This window comes from Halalkalirubrum salinum (genome assembly GCF_005543295.1).
Taxonomy (GTDB): Archaea; Halobacteriota; Halobacteria; order Halobacteriales; family Haloferacaceae; genus Halalkalirubrum; species Halalkalirubrum salinum.
Map to the genome: position 1 here is coordinate 59,184 of NZ_SRSG01000024.1, position 15,847 is coordinate 75,030.

General features: G+C 58.3%; 15 protein-coding genes. 12 read left to right on the forward strand and 3 right to left on the reverse strand.

Annotated elements, in window-relative coordinates; genetic code table 11:
• Positions 1-62: 62 nt before the first annotated feature.
• The gene (menE, locus tag E5K03_RS09565; protein WP_138006625.1) at positions 63-1,688 is read right to left on the reverse strand and encodes an o-succinylbenzoate--CoA ligase; all 1,626 of its coding nucleotides are present in this window, start codon (positions 1,686-1,688) and stop codon (positions 63-65) included.
• A 308-nt stretch (positions 1,689-1,996) separates the two neighbouring features.
• Here menE and E5K03_RS09570 point away from each other — a divergent pair, with 308 nt between their 5' ends.
• The 6 genes from E5K03_RS09570 (at position 1,997) to E5K03_RS09595 (ending at position 6,902) form a co-directional block, all read left to right on the forward strand.
• Positions 1,997-2,974, forward strand: coding sequence for a transcription initiation factor IIB (locus E5K03_RS09570; protein ID WP_138006626.1), 978 nt, complete (start codon positions 1,997-1,999; stop codon positions 2,972-2,974).
• Between the two features lie 67 nt (positions 2,975-3,041).
• Positions 3,042-3,221 (forward strand): DUF7836 family putative zinc-binding protein, encoded by a 180-nt coding sequence (locus E5K03_RS09575; protein ID WP_138006627.1) that lies wholly within the window; start codon positions 3,042-3,044, stop codon positions 3,219-3,221.
• A gap of 31 nt (positions 3,222-3,252) precedes the next feature.
• Positions 3,253-3,981, forward strand: coding sequence for a DUF7117 family protein (locus tag E5K03_RS09580; protein ID WP_138006628.1), 729 nt, complete (start codon positions 3,253-3,255; stop codon positions 3,979-3,981).
• Positions 3,982-4,038: 57 nt separating this feature from the next.
• On the forward strand, positions 4,039-4,269 hold the full coding sequence (locus tag E5K03_RS09585; protein ID WP_138006629.1) for a DUF7385 family protein: 231 nt from the start codon (positions 4,039-4,041) through the stop codon (positions 4,267-4,269).
• Between the two features lie 72 nt (positions 4,270-4,341).
• Positions 4,342-5,151, forward strand: a complete 810-nt coding sequence (locus E5K03_RS09590; protein ID WP_138006630.1) for a transcriptional regulator TbsP domain-containing protein — start codon at positions 4,342-4,344, stop codon at positions 5,149-5,151.
• A 2-nt stretch (positions 5,152-5,153) separates the two neighbouring features.
• Positions 5,154-6,902, forward strand: a complete 1,749-nt coding sequence (locus E5K03_RS09595) for a YcaO-like family protein (RefSeq protein ID WP_138006631.1) — start codon at positions 5,154-5,156, stop codon at positions 6,900-6,902.
• A gap of 43 nt (positions 6,903-6,945) precedes the next feature.
• Here the strand turns inward: E5K03_RS09595 and E5K03_RS09600 are convergent, their stop codons facing one another.
• On the reverse strand, positions 6,946-7,941 hold the full coding sequence (locus E5K03_RS09600; protein WP_138006632.1) for a mechanosensitive ion channel family protein: 996 nt from the start codon (positions 7,939-7,941) through the stop codon (positions 6,946-6,948).
• 122 nt (positions 7,942-8,063) lie between these two features.
• Here E5K03_RS09600 and E5K03_RS09605 point away from each other — a divergent pair, with 122 nt between their 5' ends.
• Both E5K03_RS09605 and trmB read left to right on the forward strand, forming a co-directional pair.
• Complete coding sequence (locus tag E5K03_RS09605) at positions 8,064-8,807, forward strand: proteasome assembly chaperone family protein (protein WP_138006633.1); 744 nt, start codon at positions 8,064-8,066, stop codon at positions 8,805-8,807.
• A 118-nt stretch (positions 8,808-8,925) separates the two neighbouring features.
• Entirely contained in the window at positions 8,926-9,984 is a 1,059-nt protein-coding gene (gene trmB / locus E5K03_RS09610; protein ID WP_138006634.1) for an HTH-type sugar sensing transcriptional regulator TrmB, read from the forward strand.
• Positions 9,985-10,002: 18 nt separating this feature from the next.
• On the opposite strand, the gene E5K03_RS09615 is transcribed toward trmB, so the two are convergent.
• The gene (locus E5K03_RS09615) at positions 10,003-10,779 is read right to left on the reverse strand and encodes a hypothetical protein (RefSeq protein ID WP_240729997.1); all 777 of its coding nucleotides are present in this window, start codon (positions 10,777-10,779) and stop codon (positions 10,003-10,005) included.
• Positions 10,780-11,025: 246 nt separating this feature from the next.
• Between E5K03_RS09615 and E5K03_RS09620 the strand changes: the two genes are divergently transcribed.
• From E5K03_RS09620 to E5K03_RS09635, 4 genes are read left to right on the forward strand one after another with little or no spacing between them, the layout of a single operon-like run.
• Complete coding sequence (locus E5K03_RS09620; protein ID WP_138006635.1) at positions 11,026-12,519, forward strand: extracellular solute-binding protein; 1,494 nt, start codon at positions 11,026-11,028, stop codon at positions 12,517-12,519.
• 38 nt (positions 12,520-12,557) lie between these two features.
• The gene (locus E5K03_RS09625) at positions 12,558-13,580 is read left to right on the forward strand and encodes a carbohydrate ABC transporter permease (protein ID WP_138006636.1); all 1,023 of its coding nucleotides are present in this window, start codon (positions 12,558-12,560) and stop codon (positions 13,578-13,580) included.
• Positions 13,580-14,587, forward strand: a complete 1,008-nt coding sequence (locus E5K03_RS09630) for a carbohydrate ABC transporter permease (RefSeq protein WP_138006637.1) — start codon at positions 13,580-13,582, stop codon at positions 14,585-14,587. The genes E5K03_RS09625 and E5K03_RS09630 overlap by 1 nt, the downstream gene beginning before the upstream one ends.
• Before the next feature lie 3 nt (positions 14,588-14,590).
• Positions 14,591-15,775 carry an ABC transporter ATP-binding protein gene (locus E5K03_RS09635; RefSeq protein WP_138006638.1) on the forward strand — a complete coding sequence of 395 codons (1,185 nt, stop codon included), beginning with the start codon at positions 14,591-14,593 and terminating at the stop codon, positions 15,773-15,775.
• Positions 15,776-15,847: the final 72 nt, after the last annotated feature.

A 15,847-nucleotide genomic window follows, 5' to 3' on the forward strand; every position in this document is an offset into this window, starting at 1 on the left:
TCATTTCAGGAGGCAGGAGGCAAAACATCGATGGAATCACAAACAACCAGTTTACGATTTATTTACGACGCTTTTTTGTCATCTGGCTGAGATTGCGGATTGGTTTCCTGGTCTCTCGACTCAGGGTGTTCGTCCCCGGCAATGAGATCTTCGGGCACGAGTACGTCCTCGGTTTCGGCGTCGGGAATGCCGTGTGCCTCACGGGCACGATCGGCGAATGCTGCAAGTCGATCGCGGACCGCCTCCCGGTCGATCGTTCCTGACACGGTCCGTGGAATTTCGGTGGCAAACACCAGAAATCGCGGGATCTTGTAGCCGGCGAGCCGCTCGCGACAGTAGGAATCCACCGCTTCGGCAGTCAACGAGTCGTCGTTTCTCACAACAAGGGCGGCGACCCGTTGGCCCCACGTTTCGTCGTCGATGCCGACAACTGCTGCGTCCTCGATTTTCGGTTCAGCGCACAGTACTTCGGCTACTTCGCCGGGATCGACGTTTTCCCCGCCGGTAATGATCCGATCGTCGATCCGGTTTGAGACGAATAAGTAGCCCGTGTCATCGACGTAGCCGATATCACCAGTTCGGAGGCCATAATCGGAAAATGCTCCGGGGACAGCTTCGCCGTAGTATCCGGGCGTAACAGTCGGGCCAGAAACGTGGATTTCTCCGGGCGTTCCGGGCTCGGCGACTGTGCCATCGTCACTGACAATTGTCACGTCTGTCCACATGAGTGGTTGCCCGACAGTGTCAGGCCGCTCAAACGCCTGTTCAGGGGTTGCAGTTGCGATCTGTGAGGATGTTTCGGTCATGCCGTATGTCGGATAGACTGGAATCGAGTAGTTCCGACAGCGATCGATGAGCTTCGCCGAGGCGGGCGCACCGCCGAGTAACACCGCTCGCAGGGATTCAGAGAGCGTACCACGGCTGTCAAGCATTTCAGTCAACATCGTCGGAACAAGTGACACAACAGTGATCCCGTAGCGATCGATATCGTCGGCCGCACCACCTGGATCGAAGGACGGTCGGATAACTACCGTTGTTCCGTACAGGACCGATCTAAACAGCGGTGCGATACCACCCATGTGCGAAAGCGGGAGCGTGACGAGCCAACGGTCATCGGGATCAATGCCGAGTTTGAACCCCGAAGCTACTGCGCTGGCAAGGAGGTTTCCCATCGTGATTGGAACGAGCTTCGGCGCTCCCGTTGATCCAGATGTCGACAACAAGAGCTGGGTGTCTTTTCGGGACCACTCGTAATCGTCACCCGCTTCGGGATCGATCTCGGGCAGACATGCAACACTCTCCCACTGTGGGTCCCCGGTCGTTGTCACAGGAATGTCTCCAGCTGCTTCGATCGCCACCGATTCGGTTTCCTCACTGCAGATGAGGATCATCGCATCGCTCCGCTCGAGACGTTCGTGTAATTCACGAGGAGTAAGCCGCGTACCGAGCGGGACAACAACCGCGCCGATTCGCATACTCGCGTGAAATAATCCGACCATGGTGACCGACGGTTCGAGGAGCAACGCGACGTGATCGCCGGAACGAACGCCCAGCGCCCGGAGCCGTCCTGCAGCCTCCTCAACCGCCCGATCGAGCCCAGCGTACGTCCACGCTTTATCGCCATCTGCGGCCACGATCGCGCTCGCGTCGGGCGTCGATCGAGCGCGGTGGGTCAGCCAGTCGCGCATTGCCCGTACTTTCGTCGGAGAGTACAATTTTCTTTCCCCCGCGGCGATCGACACGACCATGGGCCCAATTTTGATCCAATAGCGCACGCAGTGTGGGTCGGTTCTAACCGTCACGTTTATTATCGAACGATGTGTCGAACGTTGCGGTTCGGTCTGGGTATCAAATTCAGCAATACCGACGACGTATGTGTGTTTTGTGATTCCTAACAGTAAGTAGATTTAAATAGTTTAGGCGCATTACTTATTGTAAGGACAAATCCCCGCGATCGTCTGTTTTCTCCTCTCCGTGGGATGTCCAAAAGACAACTATGAGCGAAAGCGAATCCACCATACGAACGTACACCCGCGAGGACGAATCGGAGACCTCGCGATCGCAACGAGAATCGAGTACCGTCTGCCCCGAATGCAGCGGCCAGCTGTTGACCGACGAAGAACACGGCGAGACCGTCTGCAGTGACTGTGGACTCGTCGTCGAAGACGACGCCGTCGATCGCGGCCCCGAGTGGCGTGCGTTCGACAGCGCCGAGCGAGACTCGAAGTCACGGGTCGGTGCACCGACGACGAAGATGATGCACGACAAGGGCCTGTCGACCAACATCGGCTGGCAGAACAAAGACGCCTACGGCAAGTCACTCTCGTCGAGACAGCGCCAGCAGATGCAGCGACTTCGCACGTGGAACGAGCGGTTCCGCACCCGCGATTCGAAAGAGCGCAACCTCAAACAGGCCCTCGGCGAGATCGATCGCATGGCCTCCGCACTGGGGCTCCCCAAGACAGTCCGTGAGACCGCGTCGGTGATCTACCGTCGCGCGCTGGGTGAGAACCTCTTGCCCGGCCGATCGATCGAGGGCGTTGCCACCGCGGCGCTGTACGCAGCAGCCCGTCAGGCAGGCAATCCGCGCAGCCTCGATGAGTTCACCGCCGTGTCGCGCGTCGACAAGATGGAACTTACTCGGACGTATCGCTACATCGTTCGAGAGCTGAAACTGGAGATTCAGCCGGCCGACCCAGAGAGCTACGTCCCACGATTCGTTTCGCGACTCGAGCTGTCCGACGAGGTCGAACGAGAAGCCCGAAAGCTCCTCCGCGGGGCAAAAGACACCGGACTCACGAGCGGGAAGTCTCCGGTTGGACTTGCGGCTGCGGCGGTCTATGCTGCAGCGCTTTTGTCTAACGAGAAGGTCACCCAAAGCCAGGTCGGCGACGTCGCCGACATCTCTGAGGTGACGATCCGGAACCGATACAAAGAACTGCTCGAGATCGATCACACCGGCGTGTTCAACTAGGACGGAAATCTGTAGTGTGTCATCACTACACAAGATTTTACTCCACGGGGGTTCTCACTCACGGCGTATGGTTGAAGCGTTTGTACGGCTGTTGTGCCCTGAATGTGGGAAAGAGTGGCAGGAAACCCCGACTGAGCTGCCAGCGGTTCGGAAGAACTTCTCCTGTCCAGCGTGTCACGCAACGCGACGATTGACAGAATTCATGCGGACTGAGCGGGATCTCGAGGCTGTAAAACAGTTCCAGTGAAGCCTTTTATTAGCGTGAACAAGAGAGACACATGAAAATCCGTGGCAAGCGCGAGTGTCAATCCTGCGGAGAGTCGTGGTCATATTACGACACCGGCAGCGTCGCCTGTCCGGGGTGTGGGAGTCTCAAAAGTGTGGGCACAGACGACACTCGAACGCTGCACACCGACACGCCTGCCACACTCGATCTGACGCCGATCGTCGCACAGCTTGCCGAGGACGATGTCCAGATTAAAGAGTGTCACGAGGAGCTGTCAGATCGCCTGCGCGAGTACACCAGAAAGCGTGGGTTCATTCGCGGCGGCGAGCTCCAAGAGCTTGACGAGCAGTACCTTGGCGCGCGAGAGCTCCTACACGCGGTCGACATCTTCACACGACAACGAGATCCATCCGACCGTGAGCGGTTGTACATTCTCGATCTACTCCGCACGGTCGCTACCGGCGACCGACTCGCCGATACAGAGCCGCCGGAGGCGCTCCTCGGAGCTCGCGGGGCAGGCGTCGCCGATGCGGTCGGCGCGTACCACCGTGACCTCCGATCGTGGTTCGACGAATATCCCTACCCCGAAGCAGAGCGCACGCTCTCGGCGCTTCGTGATCGAGTCAAGCGTGCCGAAGCACTCAACGGAGCGATCGAAAGCGACGAAGCGAAAGCACTGGTCGCTGTTGCCCGGTCGCTCGGAGCGGCCGCCCGTGAAGGACAACAGGAGAGTGACAAACGGCTCATAGATGCTCGTGATCGCCTCGACGAACTGAGCTGAGCGATCGCCTGGAGTCGCGTTTGCAACGCTTTTGTCTCCGGATTCATCAATATGTGTATGACCGACACGTTCGAGATCCACGATCACAGACACGAACTCAAACAGCTCCGCGACAGCGGCGACACAAAGCTGTTTGAAAACCGCGATGGGCTGTCCTGTCCGGTCTGTGGAACGGCGTTTCGTCGGCTCCTCATGACGGCGAACCAAGCGGTACAGTTTCCGGAAAACGACGGGTCACGGTTTTGTATCCTCCGACAGCCTACCGAAATCGTCGTGTTTCGGCATTGAGTCGTCTCCCAGACTATATTTATTGTGAGATGAGAAAAATTAAGTATACATTGTCTCTTGTTTCAACATATAATGTGTGCGAATTTACTTGACGACTCGGTGCAGGCGGTGATGCAGTCGGCACTCGCAACTGCTGAGACAGACGTGATCGCAGTCGCGCCATCCGAACAGATGCTTCGAGCAATTGTCGATGTAGTCACAACAGCCGATCGGACCCTACCGCCGGTGGCTGTGCTCGTTTCTGAGCGAGTGCTCAAATTAGTTACCGACGACTTTCTCGCCGCGAGCCGCATGGCCGATTTGGTCGACGACGGGGCGCTCTCGCTGTCATCGCTGTCTGTGCCCGCGGACAACTCACTTCTCGTCTGGCCGGATGGCGTCTACGCGATCGTCTCGGCCGGTGATCAGGTGGCTGCGCTTGCAGCGGATGACGAATCGTTCATTAACGCGATTAATACGACCTACCGGACGACGCTGGAGGGGACTGCAGCCGTCTCACTGCGGACGCCACCCCTTTCGGCCGTCGAAGAGGCGCTCATTGAGGATATCAGCGAGCAGTGTCACGACGACTTTATTTCAATTCTCACAGCGGCCGAATCAATTGGCGCGATGGACAAGGTCGACGAGGTTGTCACGTCGCTTCTCGCCGCCGCACGAAACGACGTACTGCTGTATGACATCTCGCGGTGGGGCGAGGATGTCGGTGTTGCGAGCAAAGCGACCTTCTCGCGGGCGAAAAGCCGCCTCGAAAATGCCGAACTGATCCGCACAGAGAAAGTACCGATCGACGTTGGGCGGCCCCGACTGCGGCTCACGCTCCCGGAGGAGTATGACTCTCTCGACGACAGTGCACTCGTCACAGCGGTTGCGGAATCGTTGTGACGATGCAGATTGGGCTGATTGGGGGCGGGCCAGCGATGGCGGCAGTCGAAGCGGCGATCGGGGATCTCGACGTTTCGACCGTATCGCTGTCGTCAGAGGCTCTTACCGAGAGCACGGACGCCGCAGACGTCCCACCCGTGGGAGTCATCGTCCAGCCGGCCGGGCACCGTTCTTTTCTCGCTGGAAGCGACGCGTTCGTCCGGTGGGTCGCCGTCGAGGTTGGTGGGATCGGTGGAATCGCATTTGATGCACTCGACGCCAGCGTGAGCACATACACCGCCAAATCAGGGTGTTATCGCTGTCTGTCGGCACGAGTCGCTGCAGCCACAGAGGGTACGGTGGGATCTGGCAACGCTCGTGGGGACCGATCAGCGGTTCGGTTTGCCGGTGCGGTAGCCGGTCGAAACCTTGTGGCACTGTTGACCGGAGACCGCGACGGCGGGCGGGTCACGGAGATCGACGGTCCCGACCGATTGTTTCTCCCGGTGCCGGGGTGTGCCTGTTCGCAGTCTGACGATCGCGATCGATTTGCTCTCGATGAAGACGAAAACAGCGTGCGAACACTCGATGATTCGATTGCCCGCGCAGAACGAGCCGTCGACACACGGGTTGGGCTCCTCGGAGAGGTCGGCGAACGAGAGTCATTCCCCGTCCCGTATTATATTACGACGACGCGAGATACGACAGGCTTCAGCGACGCCCGTGCGGCCGAATACGCTGCGGGCGCAGACCTCGACTGGGATCGTGCTTACATGAAAGCCCTCGGCGAAGGGCTCGAACGATATGCCGCAGGAGTCTATCGCGAGTTGGCGTTTACACGTGCGCCGGTGTCAAACCGTTCAAATGCGGTATCGCCCGCACGGTTTGTCCGCCCAGACTCTCACGACTTGTTCGAAACGCCGAATCCAGAGACGCCGATCAGGTGGGTTCCAGGAACCGATCTTGCGAGCGGTGATCGGGTGTCGTTGCCCGCTGAATTCGTCGTGTATCCACCGCCAGAACGGCGCTACAAGCCGGCAATCACGACCGGACTCGGGCTTGGAAACACCGCAGCCGAGGCAATTTTGTCAGGGCTTTATGAAGTCATCGAACGCGATGCAACGATGATCGGCTGGTATTCGACCGCAGACCCCGTTGGGCTCGCCGTCTCGGACGACCGCTTCGCCGAGCTCCGCAAGCGGGCCCGAGCAGAATCACTCGAGGTTACCGCGCTCCTTTCGACACAGGATATCGACGTCCCCGTCGTCTCCGTCGCAGTTCACCGCGACGGTGGCGAGTGGCCAGCGTTCGCGATGGGGTCGGGCGCATCACTCGATCCGAACGAGGCGGCTGTCTCGGCGCTATCGGAAGCGCTGCAAAACTGGATGGAGCTGCGAGCGATGGGCAACGCGGAGGCAGCAAAGCAGGGCGCAGCGATCGGCGAGTACGCCTCGTTTCCACCGGCTGCCCAGCACTTTGTCGACGTCGACACCACGGTCCCCGCGGACTCGATCGGTGAGGCCTCCCTGGATGGCACGGCGGAACTTACCGCAGTCGTCGAACGGCTGGGTGCGGTCGGTCTCGACGCGTACGCTGCCCGGACGACGACCCGGGATGTCGAGGCGCTCGGATTCGAGGCAGCGAGGGCGATCGTCCCGACCGCCCAGCCGCTTTTCACCGGCGAGCCGTTCTTCGGCGATCGGGCCCGCAGCGTTCCCGAATCGATGGGATTCGAGCCGCGGCTCGACGGACCATATCACCCGTATCCGTGAACCGATCGCCGACTGGTCGAGCGGAGGTCGAAATTGTAACCAGCTACGTGTCTGTCGTCTCGTCAGTATTGGTATCAGTAATTGCCTCCGCGTGGTCTGATCGATTGGTATCGATGCAGATTTGCGCCTGACCGCTCGTGTCGTCGAAGACGTGGTGTTGATGTGGGTACGCCATCTCGACGGGGGCATCGGCGTACAGTTCGCTGATCCTGGCGCGGACGTTCGACTGGATCGTTCCAACCTTGTACGGCTGTTTGATCCAGTACCGAAGCCGAAGTAAGACTCCGTTGTCCGCGTGACTCTGGATTAGACACGACGGTCCAGCCGGATACCGAGCGGTTCCGACCCTGATGTCTGGACCGCCTTTAATTACCGGATCGATATCACGCGCGGCCCGTTCGGCGAGGCTTCTGGCAGTCTGGAGATCTGATTCGTAGGTAACGAGTACGTCGAGCGAGATTCGGGTTCGTTCATCCTCTGCGGAGAAGTTCGTCACGTCTCGCTCGCGGATGTTTCCGTTCGGGACGACGAGAAACGTGTTGTCCAGTGTGAGTATCTTTGTGTACCTGATCGTGATGTCGTCAACGAAGCCCCGAGTCCCGTCGTCGAGTTCGATCATGTCACCAATCTCGAAGGGCTGATCCGCGAGAACAAACACGCCGTTAATGACGTTCCCGACGATCGGCGCGAGAATGATACCCACGACGGCCGAAAACACCGCTAAGTTCAACAGAATATCGCCGAATCCGAGCCCAAGAATCGAACCGGCCAAAAGCACCGACAGCGCGATCGTTGCACCACGAATCCCGCCGATGATCGTCTGGGCAACACTCTGGCGGACGAACCGTTGGGCGATCGGTCGCCCCAAGAGCCGGACCAAAAGCTTCGAGATCCATACACCGAGGACAACAATTGCGATCGCAAGAAGCAGCCGGAATCCGGTGATATCAAGCAGTTCGCCAAACACCGACTCGACCGTTCGTGTTGTGGCTTCACCGGCACCAATCACGAGGACAAACTGCCAGCCGACACCAACCATACAGACCTGTCTCGGTCCCGGTGAAAAAGCGTTGCTGTCGGTGAGACCGTTCGACGCCACGGCACCTCCAACCGATCCGCAGTGGCAGTATTGCTATATATTTCGGGTGAGTAGCCAGTCGTATGTTTGGGACTCGCCGTCGACCACCGACAGATTTCACTGTCAACCACCAAGATGGCCCGAGTACTATCCTCCTTTGTGGATTCTCGGCGTACGGCCTCGCGGGATTGACAGCAGTCGACTACCTCGTCGATCATCTCGATCTCGAAGAGTACGGCTACATCCGTGCTGAGGGACTGCCGTCGATCACGCCCTTCGAGGCTGGGAAGCCGAGACATCCGATTCGATTGTTTTCTCGAAATGACCTTGATATTACTGTACTTGTTGGTGAGTTGTTCGTTCCTGTTTCACTCGGCGAACAGTTCGCGACCGATATTCTCTCGTGGACGACCGAAGAAGGGGTCAAGGAGATTGCGATCGCTGCGGGAATTCCCGTTCCACACGGCCCAGACGGCCATCAGACGTACTACGTGGCCACCGAGGATTTCCGTGAACGCCGGCTCCCAGCGGGTTCGGTCCAGCCAATGGGCAGCGGCTTCCTCGATGGAACGAACGCCGCACTGATCGAGCGGGGTATGGACACTTCACTCGGCGTCGGATTGTTCGTGACGCCAGTACACGCGATGGCCCCGGATGTCGAAGCCGCCATTCGGCTCGTCGAGACGATCACGACGGTGTACGATCTCGATGTCGATGCCACGCCGCTTCGTGCGTTTGCCGACGAGGTGACCCAGTATTACAACGAACTCGCACAACGGATCGAAGAGCGAGAAATCGACGTTCCCGAAGATCGAATGTACATGTAATCGGCTGGAGACTGTACTCGCTGAGTGAACATCTAGCCACCTTACATAACTTTATTCTATAATTTTGTGCTACTCGAGAGGTAGTAAATTTATTATCCGGGGCGATCGAACGCTCGGTATGGTAGACGAACTCCGACAGACCCTCGAACACGTCGGCGAACGGTTCAATCTTGGCGAGTACGAGATCGACGCGTATCTCGCGGTCCTCGAACATGGGGAACTGACGGCCAGCGAGATTGCGGACTCGACAGATATCCCGCAGCCTCGCGTGTACGACACAGTCCGAAGCCTCGCGGATCGCGGGTTGGTTGAGCTTCGGGAATCTCGCCCGATGAAGATCGTCGCAGTGAACCCAGAAGATTCATTTGGTGATATCCAAGCGTCATTCGCCGAGATGGTAAGCGAACTTGAAGCGCGCTATACCGCGCCAACCCGCGACACAGAGGCGGTGTCGCTCGTTAAATCCCGCTCAACAATTCTCCGGTACATTGAGGAGATTATTACGACTGCCGAGTATGAGATTGCACTCTCGTTGACCCCCGATCTCTTGCGCCGGTTCGCTCCGCAGCTCCGTGAGAAGACCGCCGATGGCGTCACGATCGAGCTATTGGTCACGCCGGCGAGTCGCGCGCCCGATCCAGCGGAGTTCGACTATCTGTCGGTCGCGACAATCGCCCGTGCACGTCGCGGTATCACGACCCCTGTGCTTGCGGTTGCCGACGGCGAGTACTCGATCTACGCAACGCAGGACGCGCTGCGAGATGATCAGGATCGATACGGCGTGATCTTCAACCGATCGGCGCTTGGCTTTCTCGTCTCCGGGTTCTTCGGAACAGTCCTCTGGACCACCGCCGAAACGCTTGCCGCAGACGGCAGAGATCGTCCGTTCCCGCGGCGATACGCGTCGATCCGGCGGGCGGTAAAAGACATCCGTGAGTTAGGCGGAGAGTTCTACGCGACCGTCGAGGGGCGTAATATCGAGACCGGCAACTCGATCGTCATTCAGGGTAAGGTCGTCGACGTGGCGTTCGAAGATACAGAGGAAGTTGCCTCGTTCACGGTGGAAACACCCGACGGTCCAGTTGAGATCGGTGGACTGGTTGCCGCCCTCGAAGACATCGAAAGCCGCGAGATACGGATCGGGCGCAACGAGCCGCCAGGACAGATCGATAACTGAGATCGACTATACCGACGATCATTCGTCGAATTCGAACAACAGCGCACCACATGCTTGACAGGCGAGAACACTCCGTTCTGGATGACCGTACACGCCTCGTGTCCCACCACAACAGTTTTGATATGTTGTCTCTGCGAGCGGGCCCGCACACGAGGGACACTGGTACAGAAAGGTTCGCAGCGGATGCGTTGCTTTTGCTGCGGTCTCCCGATCGACACCCCACTTGACGAGTGCCTCCAGCGCGGCAGTCTCGGCGATCGCCACTGGTCGTGTTAGCCACAGATCGTGTGGGCCGGCGACCAGTAGCCGATTACCCTGCACACCGCTTTCTGCGTCGAATGGAACCGCAGCCGCCGCATTGGCTGCCAACGCTGCATCGTCGAGGTCACGAAGATCGGCCATCCGATCGTTCCACGCCGTCTCGAACGCCTCGGCCAAGAAGAGATCGCCGTCCTCGACGAGTACACCCGCCTCGAACAGCGCGGTGAGTACTGCCTCGGGGTCGGTGTCGCCGCCGATCGAGTCAGATGGGTCGGCGTCGTTAGGACCGTGACCGAACGCGATTGGCAGGCGATCGGCGATCTGTGGCCCAAACTGTGGGGTGTACGGAATGACGTAGCCGCGGAGCCAGATGAGTGCTCCAGCAACTAACGCCACCGCGACTGCCCCAAAGCGAGATCGTCGAGCCACGAGGAAAGAAACAAGTGCAACGCCAACTGCGTTCACCACGGTACACGGGTAACACCGATTGTCACCTGTGTGTTCAGGGCGGACGATCGAATCGAGCACTGACATGTACCCCGCTATCATGCCGATCGGTTTGAGCCTTACCGATTGGGTACGGTCCATTCGGCAAATGTAGAACGTGAATTGATCGTCTGTCCACCATGCGTAAAGAACCTTACTCGAACATGTCGATAATCATATAACGAATATTCGTACGTTCTGTTGTCTGTCAATATCTTGTATTCAAATTAACTACAACAGGTGTAGTAAGTCATCCAAAGTTATATAGTGGTGTGAACTAACACGATAATTGTAATGGTCGATACTGACTCACCTAACAGACGGCGACGGACTGGCGTGTCCCGACGGCGATTTGTCCAAGCAGCGGGCGCATCCGGCATTACAGTCGGACTCGCCGGCTGTCTCGGGGGCAACGGAAACGGTGGCAACGGAAACGGTGGTAACGGAAATGGTGGCAACGGAAACGGTGGCGACGACGAGGCGGTTGTCATCACCGCCGATCAGAATTTCCAAGATATCGAAGACGAGATCCAAGAGGCGCTGTGGGACGCCGGGTTGGACAACGACATCGAGATAACGGTACAGGCAGGGGATTTCGAGACCGACAGCCGGCGTGACGCGTACACGTCTGCACTCGATGCGGGCCGATCGGACCCCGACATCTTCATGATGGACAGCGGCTGGACGATCCCGTTCATCGTCCAGGATCAGCTACTCAACCTCCAAGAGAACCTTTCGAGCGACGTGCTCGATCGCGTCGAAAACGACTACCTACCGTCAACGGTCGATACGGCCGTAGATCCAGATAGCGGTGACCTGTACGCACTGCCGTTTTTCCCAGACTATCCGGTCATGCAGTACCGCAAGGATCTGGTCGAAGACGCTGGCTACGATACTGAGGACTGGCAGACGACCCCAGTGTCCTGGGAAGAGTTCTCACAGATTGCCGCTGACGTCCAAGAACAGAACTCCGAGGAGATCGAGTACGCGTTCACGACGCAGGCAGCGCCATACGAGGGACTCGCGTGCTGTACGTTCAACGAGACAATGTCGAGCTTTGGCGGGGCATTCTTCGGCGGCCGGGAGAACCTCTTCGGCCCGATCGGTGATCGGCCGATTACCGTCGAAGAAGAACCAGTGATCGAGACGCTCCGCGCGATGCGGACGATGATTCACGGCCAAGACGACGAGTACGCCCTCGAAGGGTATGAGCAGATCGCACCGGAAGCGATCCTCCAGTGGACCGAAGAGGACGCCCGTGGCCCCTTTACCGATGGCAATGCGGTGTTTCACCGCAACTGGCCGTACGCGGTCATCATCAACGGCGCGGACGATGCATTCGGCGAGGACCTGGGAACGATGCCGCTGCCGTACGGCGTCGAAGAGAGCGAATCCGACTACGAGGGCCTCGGCGGCAGTCGCGCGGCCCTCGGTGGCTGGCACCTCGCAATCAACCCCAACAGCGAGGACATCGAGGATTCGGTTGCAGTGCTCGAGGCGTTCTCCGATCGGAGTGTCATGCAGCGGGTCTTCGAACTCGGCGGCAACATTCCGCCGATTCTCGACGTAATGAACGACGCCGATCGCGACGAACTCGGGACGATCGGTCGCTATATCGACTCACTACAGTACACTGGCGAGCGGACGGTTCCGCGGCCGGTCACCGAGGTGTGGCCGACCCAGGCGCCGTTCATTTACCAGGAGGTTAACGACGCGTACTCACAGACGACTGCTCCAGACGAAGCGATGTCGAACCTCGCCAACCAGCTCGAGCAGTCCGAACAGTAAAGTAATAAAAAAATCATTATCTTTTGGTATACGTAGACATGGCAACAGATCAAGACACTGCTGCGGTCGACAGCGACACCGCAACCGGGGGACTCCTTCGGCCCATCACCACATGGATGGAAAACCTCAGTGAGGAGGCGTACGCGTACCTCCTTCTCGCTCCGGCGTTTTTCTTTTTGTTCCTCGTTGCGTTTTATCCGCTCCTCGATACGCTTCGGCTCTCGTTTCTGGTCCAGGAGGGTCGGACCGCCGAGCCGTTCTACGGGATCGGAAACTACGTCGACCTGCTCACCGGTGAGGCACTGATACGAAGACAAGTACTCGATATCGCGTTTACGAGTTCCTTCCCGTTCATCGAAATGGGTGCACCGTTCTTTAGACAGGCGCTTTTTGTTACGATTACGTTCGCCGTCGTCAGTGTCGTGTTGGAGACGCTGATCGGATTTGGCCAGGCGTTGATTCTGGATAAGGAATTCCGTGGTCGGCGCTGGGTTCGCGTGGCAATCATCATCCCATGGGCGATCCCAGTCGTCATCCAGGCGATGATCTTCTACCTGTTCTTCCAGCCGACTGTTGGCTTCGGAACAGATCTGATGCAGGCGCTCGGAATATTCGGATCCACACCGCTGAACACGAGCCGCGATTCGTTCATCATTGTCTTGGTGGCCGACGTGTGGAAGACCTCAGCGTTCATGGCGCTTTTGATACTCGCAGGGCTCCAGAGCGTCGATCGCAGTCTCTACGACGTTGCAGAAGTGTCGGGGGCGTCGACCTGGCAACGCTTCAAGATGATCACGCTTCCACTCGTGCTGCCAGCACTCATCGTCGCCATGTTGTTCCGAACGATGGACGCGATGCGGATCTACGGCGTCATCGACGCGACTGCCGGGTGTTCGACTGTCCCGTCATTGACCTGTGTCGTGGTCGACACGATCTTCCTGCCGCAGTCAGGCGTGATCGGTCTTGCGGCCGCTGCGGCGTTCTTCACTGCCGTCATTATCGGCGTGTTCATCAGTGTTTACCTGCTGTTTTTCGCTGATTCAGAAGGAGGGTACTTCTAATGGCAGCCGAATCACACTCAGACACGGAATACGGGCGAAGCGGCGAAGAAGAGCCAGACCTCGATCGCGGCCCGATCGAAGCGTGGGCCGCACGATCGATCAAAAACCCCGATCGCGTATACAAGGGGCTGTTCTACACCGCGATGATCGCGTTTCTGTTCACGACGCTGTTCCCATTCTACTGGCTGTTCATGGTTGCGTTGACCCCGTCGGGCAGCCTGCAGAACATCATCCTCGCGCCGTCGACGTTCGACCCCACGTTGCTCGCACAAGGTGACCTGACGATGGGAACGAACCCAGGCGCATTCGTCGAGATCTTCGAACGACTCCCGTTCCACCGCTACATGTTCAACAGCTTCGTGATCGCCACGATCACGACCGTTATTGTGTTGATCGTCTCCAGTCTCGCGGGGTACATCTTCGGACGGCTTCGGTTCCGGGGCAAAAGCCCGCTGATGTTGTTGGTGCTTTTGGTGTCGTTCTTCCCACCAGCAGCGTTCTTCCTGCCGCTCAACCGACTGTTTAACCGAAATATCGGGGTTCTTGAACCCATTCTCAGCGACGGAAGCCTCTACAACACGCCGTATGCGATGATCATCCCGTTCAGCGCGCTGTTCATGCCGCTGTCCATTTTCATCCTTACGACGTTCTACTCGCAAATTCCTGATGGACTGGAAGACGCCGCACGGATCGAAGGGACGACACGGCTCGGCGCGTTGTTCCGCGTCATCGTTCCGCTGTCGGCACCCGGCGTTGCGACCGCAGGGGTACTCACGTTCATCGCAGTGTACAACGAGTACTTCTTCTCGCGGCTGATGACCGATCCGGGCGCAGACAACTGGGCCCCGATCGTCCGCGGGATTCTCGGCTACCAAGGCCAATACGAGACACTATTTAATCTCATGGCTGCTGCGAGTATCGTCGGCGTCCTACCGGTTGCGATCCTCGTGGTCGTTGCACAGGAAAAGATTGTCAGCGGGCTCACCGCAGGAGCACTCAAGGAGTAAACTATGGCAGACGTAACCCTCGAAAACATCACGAAACGGTACGAAGATGTAACGGCAGTCGATGATATGAATCTCGACATCAAACACGGCGAGTTCGTCACCTTCGTCGGTCCATCCGGCTGTGGCAAGTCGACCACGATGGAGACGATCGCTGGACTCACCACCCCAACCGAGGGGAAGGTGATCATCGGCGGGAGAGACGTCACGAACCTGCCGCCGAAAGATCGCGGGATCTCGATGGTGTTCCAGAACATCGCGTTGTTCCCGCACATGGACGTCTACGAGAACATCAGCTTCGGACTGCGGCTCCGCAAGTACGACAAAGACGAGATCGATCGTCGGGTCGAAAAGGCTGCAGAGGTCGTCCAACTCGGCGGCATGATGGACCGGATGCCCGACGAGATGTCGGGCGGACAGCGCCAGCGGGTCGCGATCGCGCGGGCGATCGTCCGCAATCCTGACGTGTTCCTCATGGACGAGCCGCTTGCGAACCTCGACGCGAAGCTTCGCGTCCACATGCGGACGGAGCTCCAGCGACTCCACAAAGAACTCGACACGACGATCATCTACGTCACCCACGATCAGGCGGAGGCGATGACGATGAGCGATCGGATCGCCGTCATCAATGCGGGGCAGCTCCAGCAGATCGATCCACCGTTGGTCTGTTACAATGAGCCGCAAAACCTCTTTGTCGCCGGCTTTATCGGCTCACCGTCGATGAACTTCGTCGAGGGACGGATCACAGACAACGGGTTCAACTCCGATGATGTGACCATCCCGTTCAATCCCGCAGCGTACAACCTCTCGACGGGCGCAGACGTGACGCTCGGTGTCCGCCCAGAGGACGTATTCCTCTCGCGGAACAGCCGCGAGGCCGCAGATCCCACACCACCACTGACGGCGTACACAGACGTCCTCGAACCGATGGGCAACGAGATCTTCGCGTACCTGAAGTTCGACGAGGAAGCCGAATCAGATATGGAAAAGGGAATTATGCCGGGACAGTTGTTGATTAGCGTTGATCCCGACACAGCAATTGAGGAAGAACAGGAGGTCGAAGTCGTTCTCGATCGCGCCAAGACGCACCTCTTCGATACAGCGACCGGCAACGCGATTACCCACCAGATCGCACCGATCGACAGCACCGGCGCAGGCGGAGCAGACGCTGAGGTCGGCAGCGACGACTGAACCGATCGATTCGTACATCTGGACTCCGTTTTTATTGCTGGCGCTTCGGAACGAGACGTTTAACAACTGGTG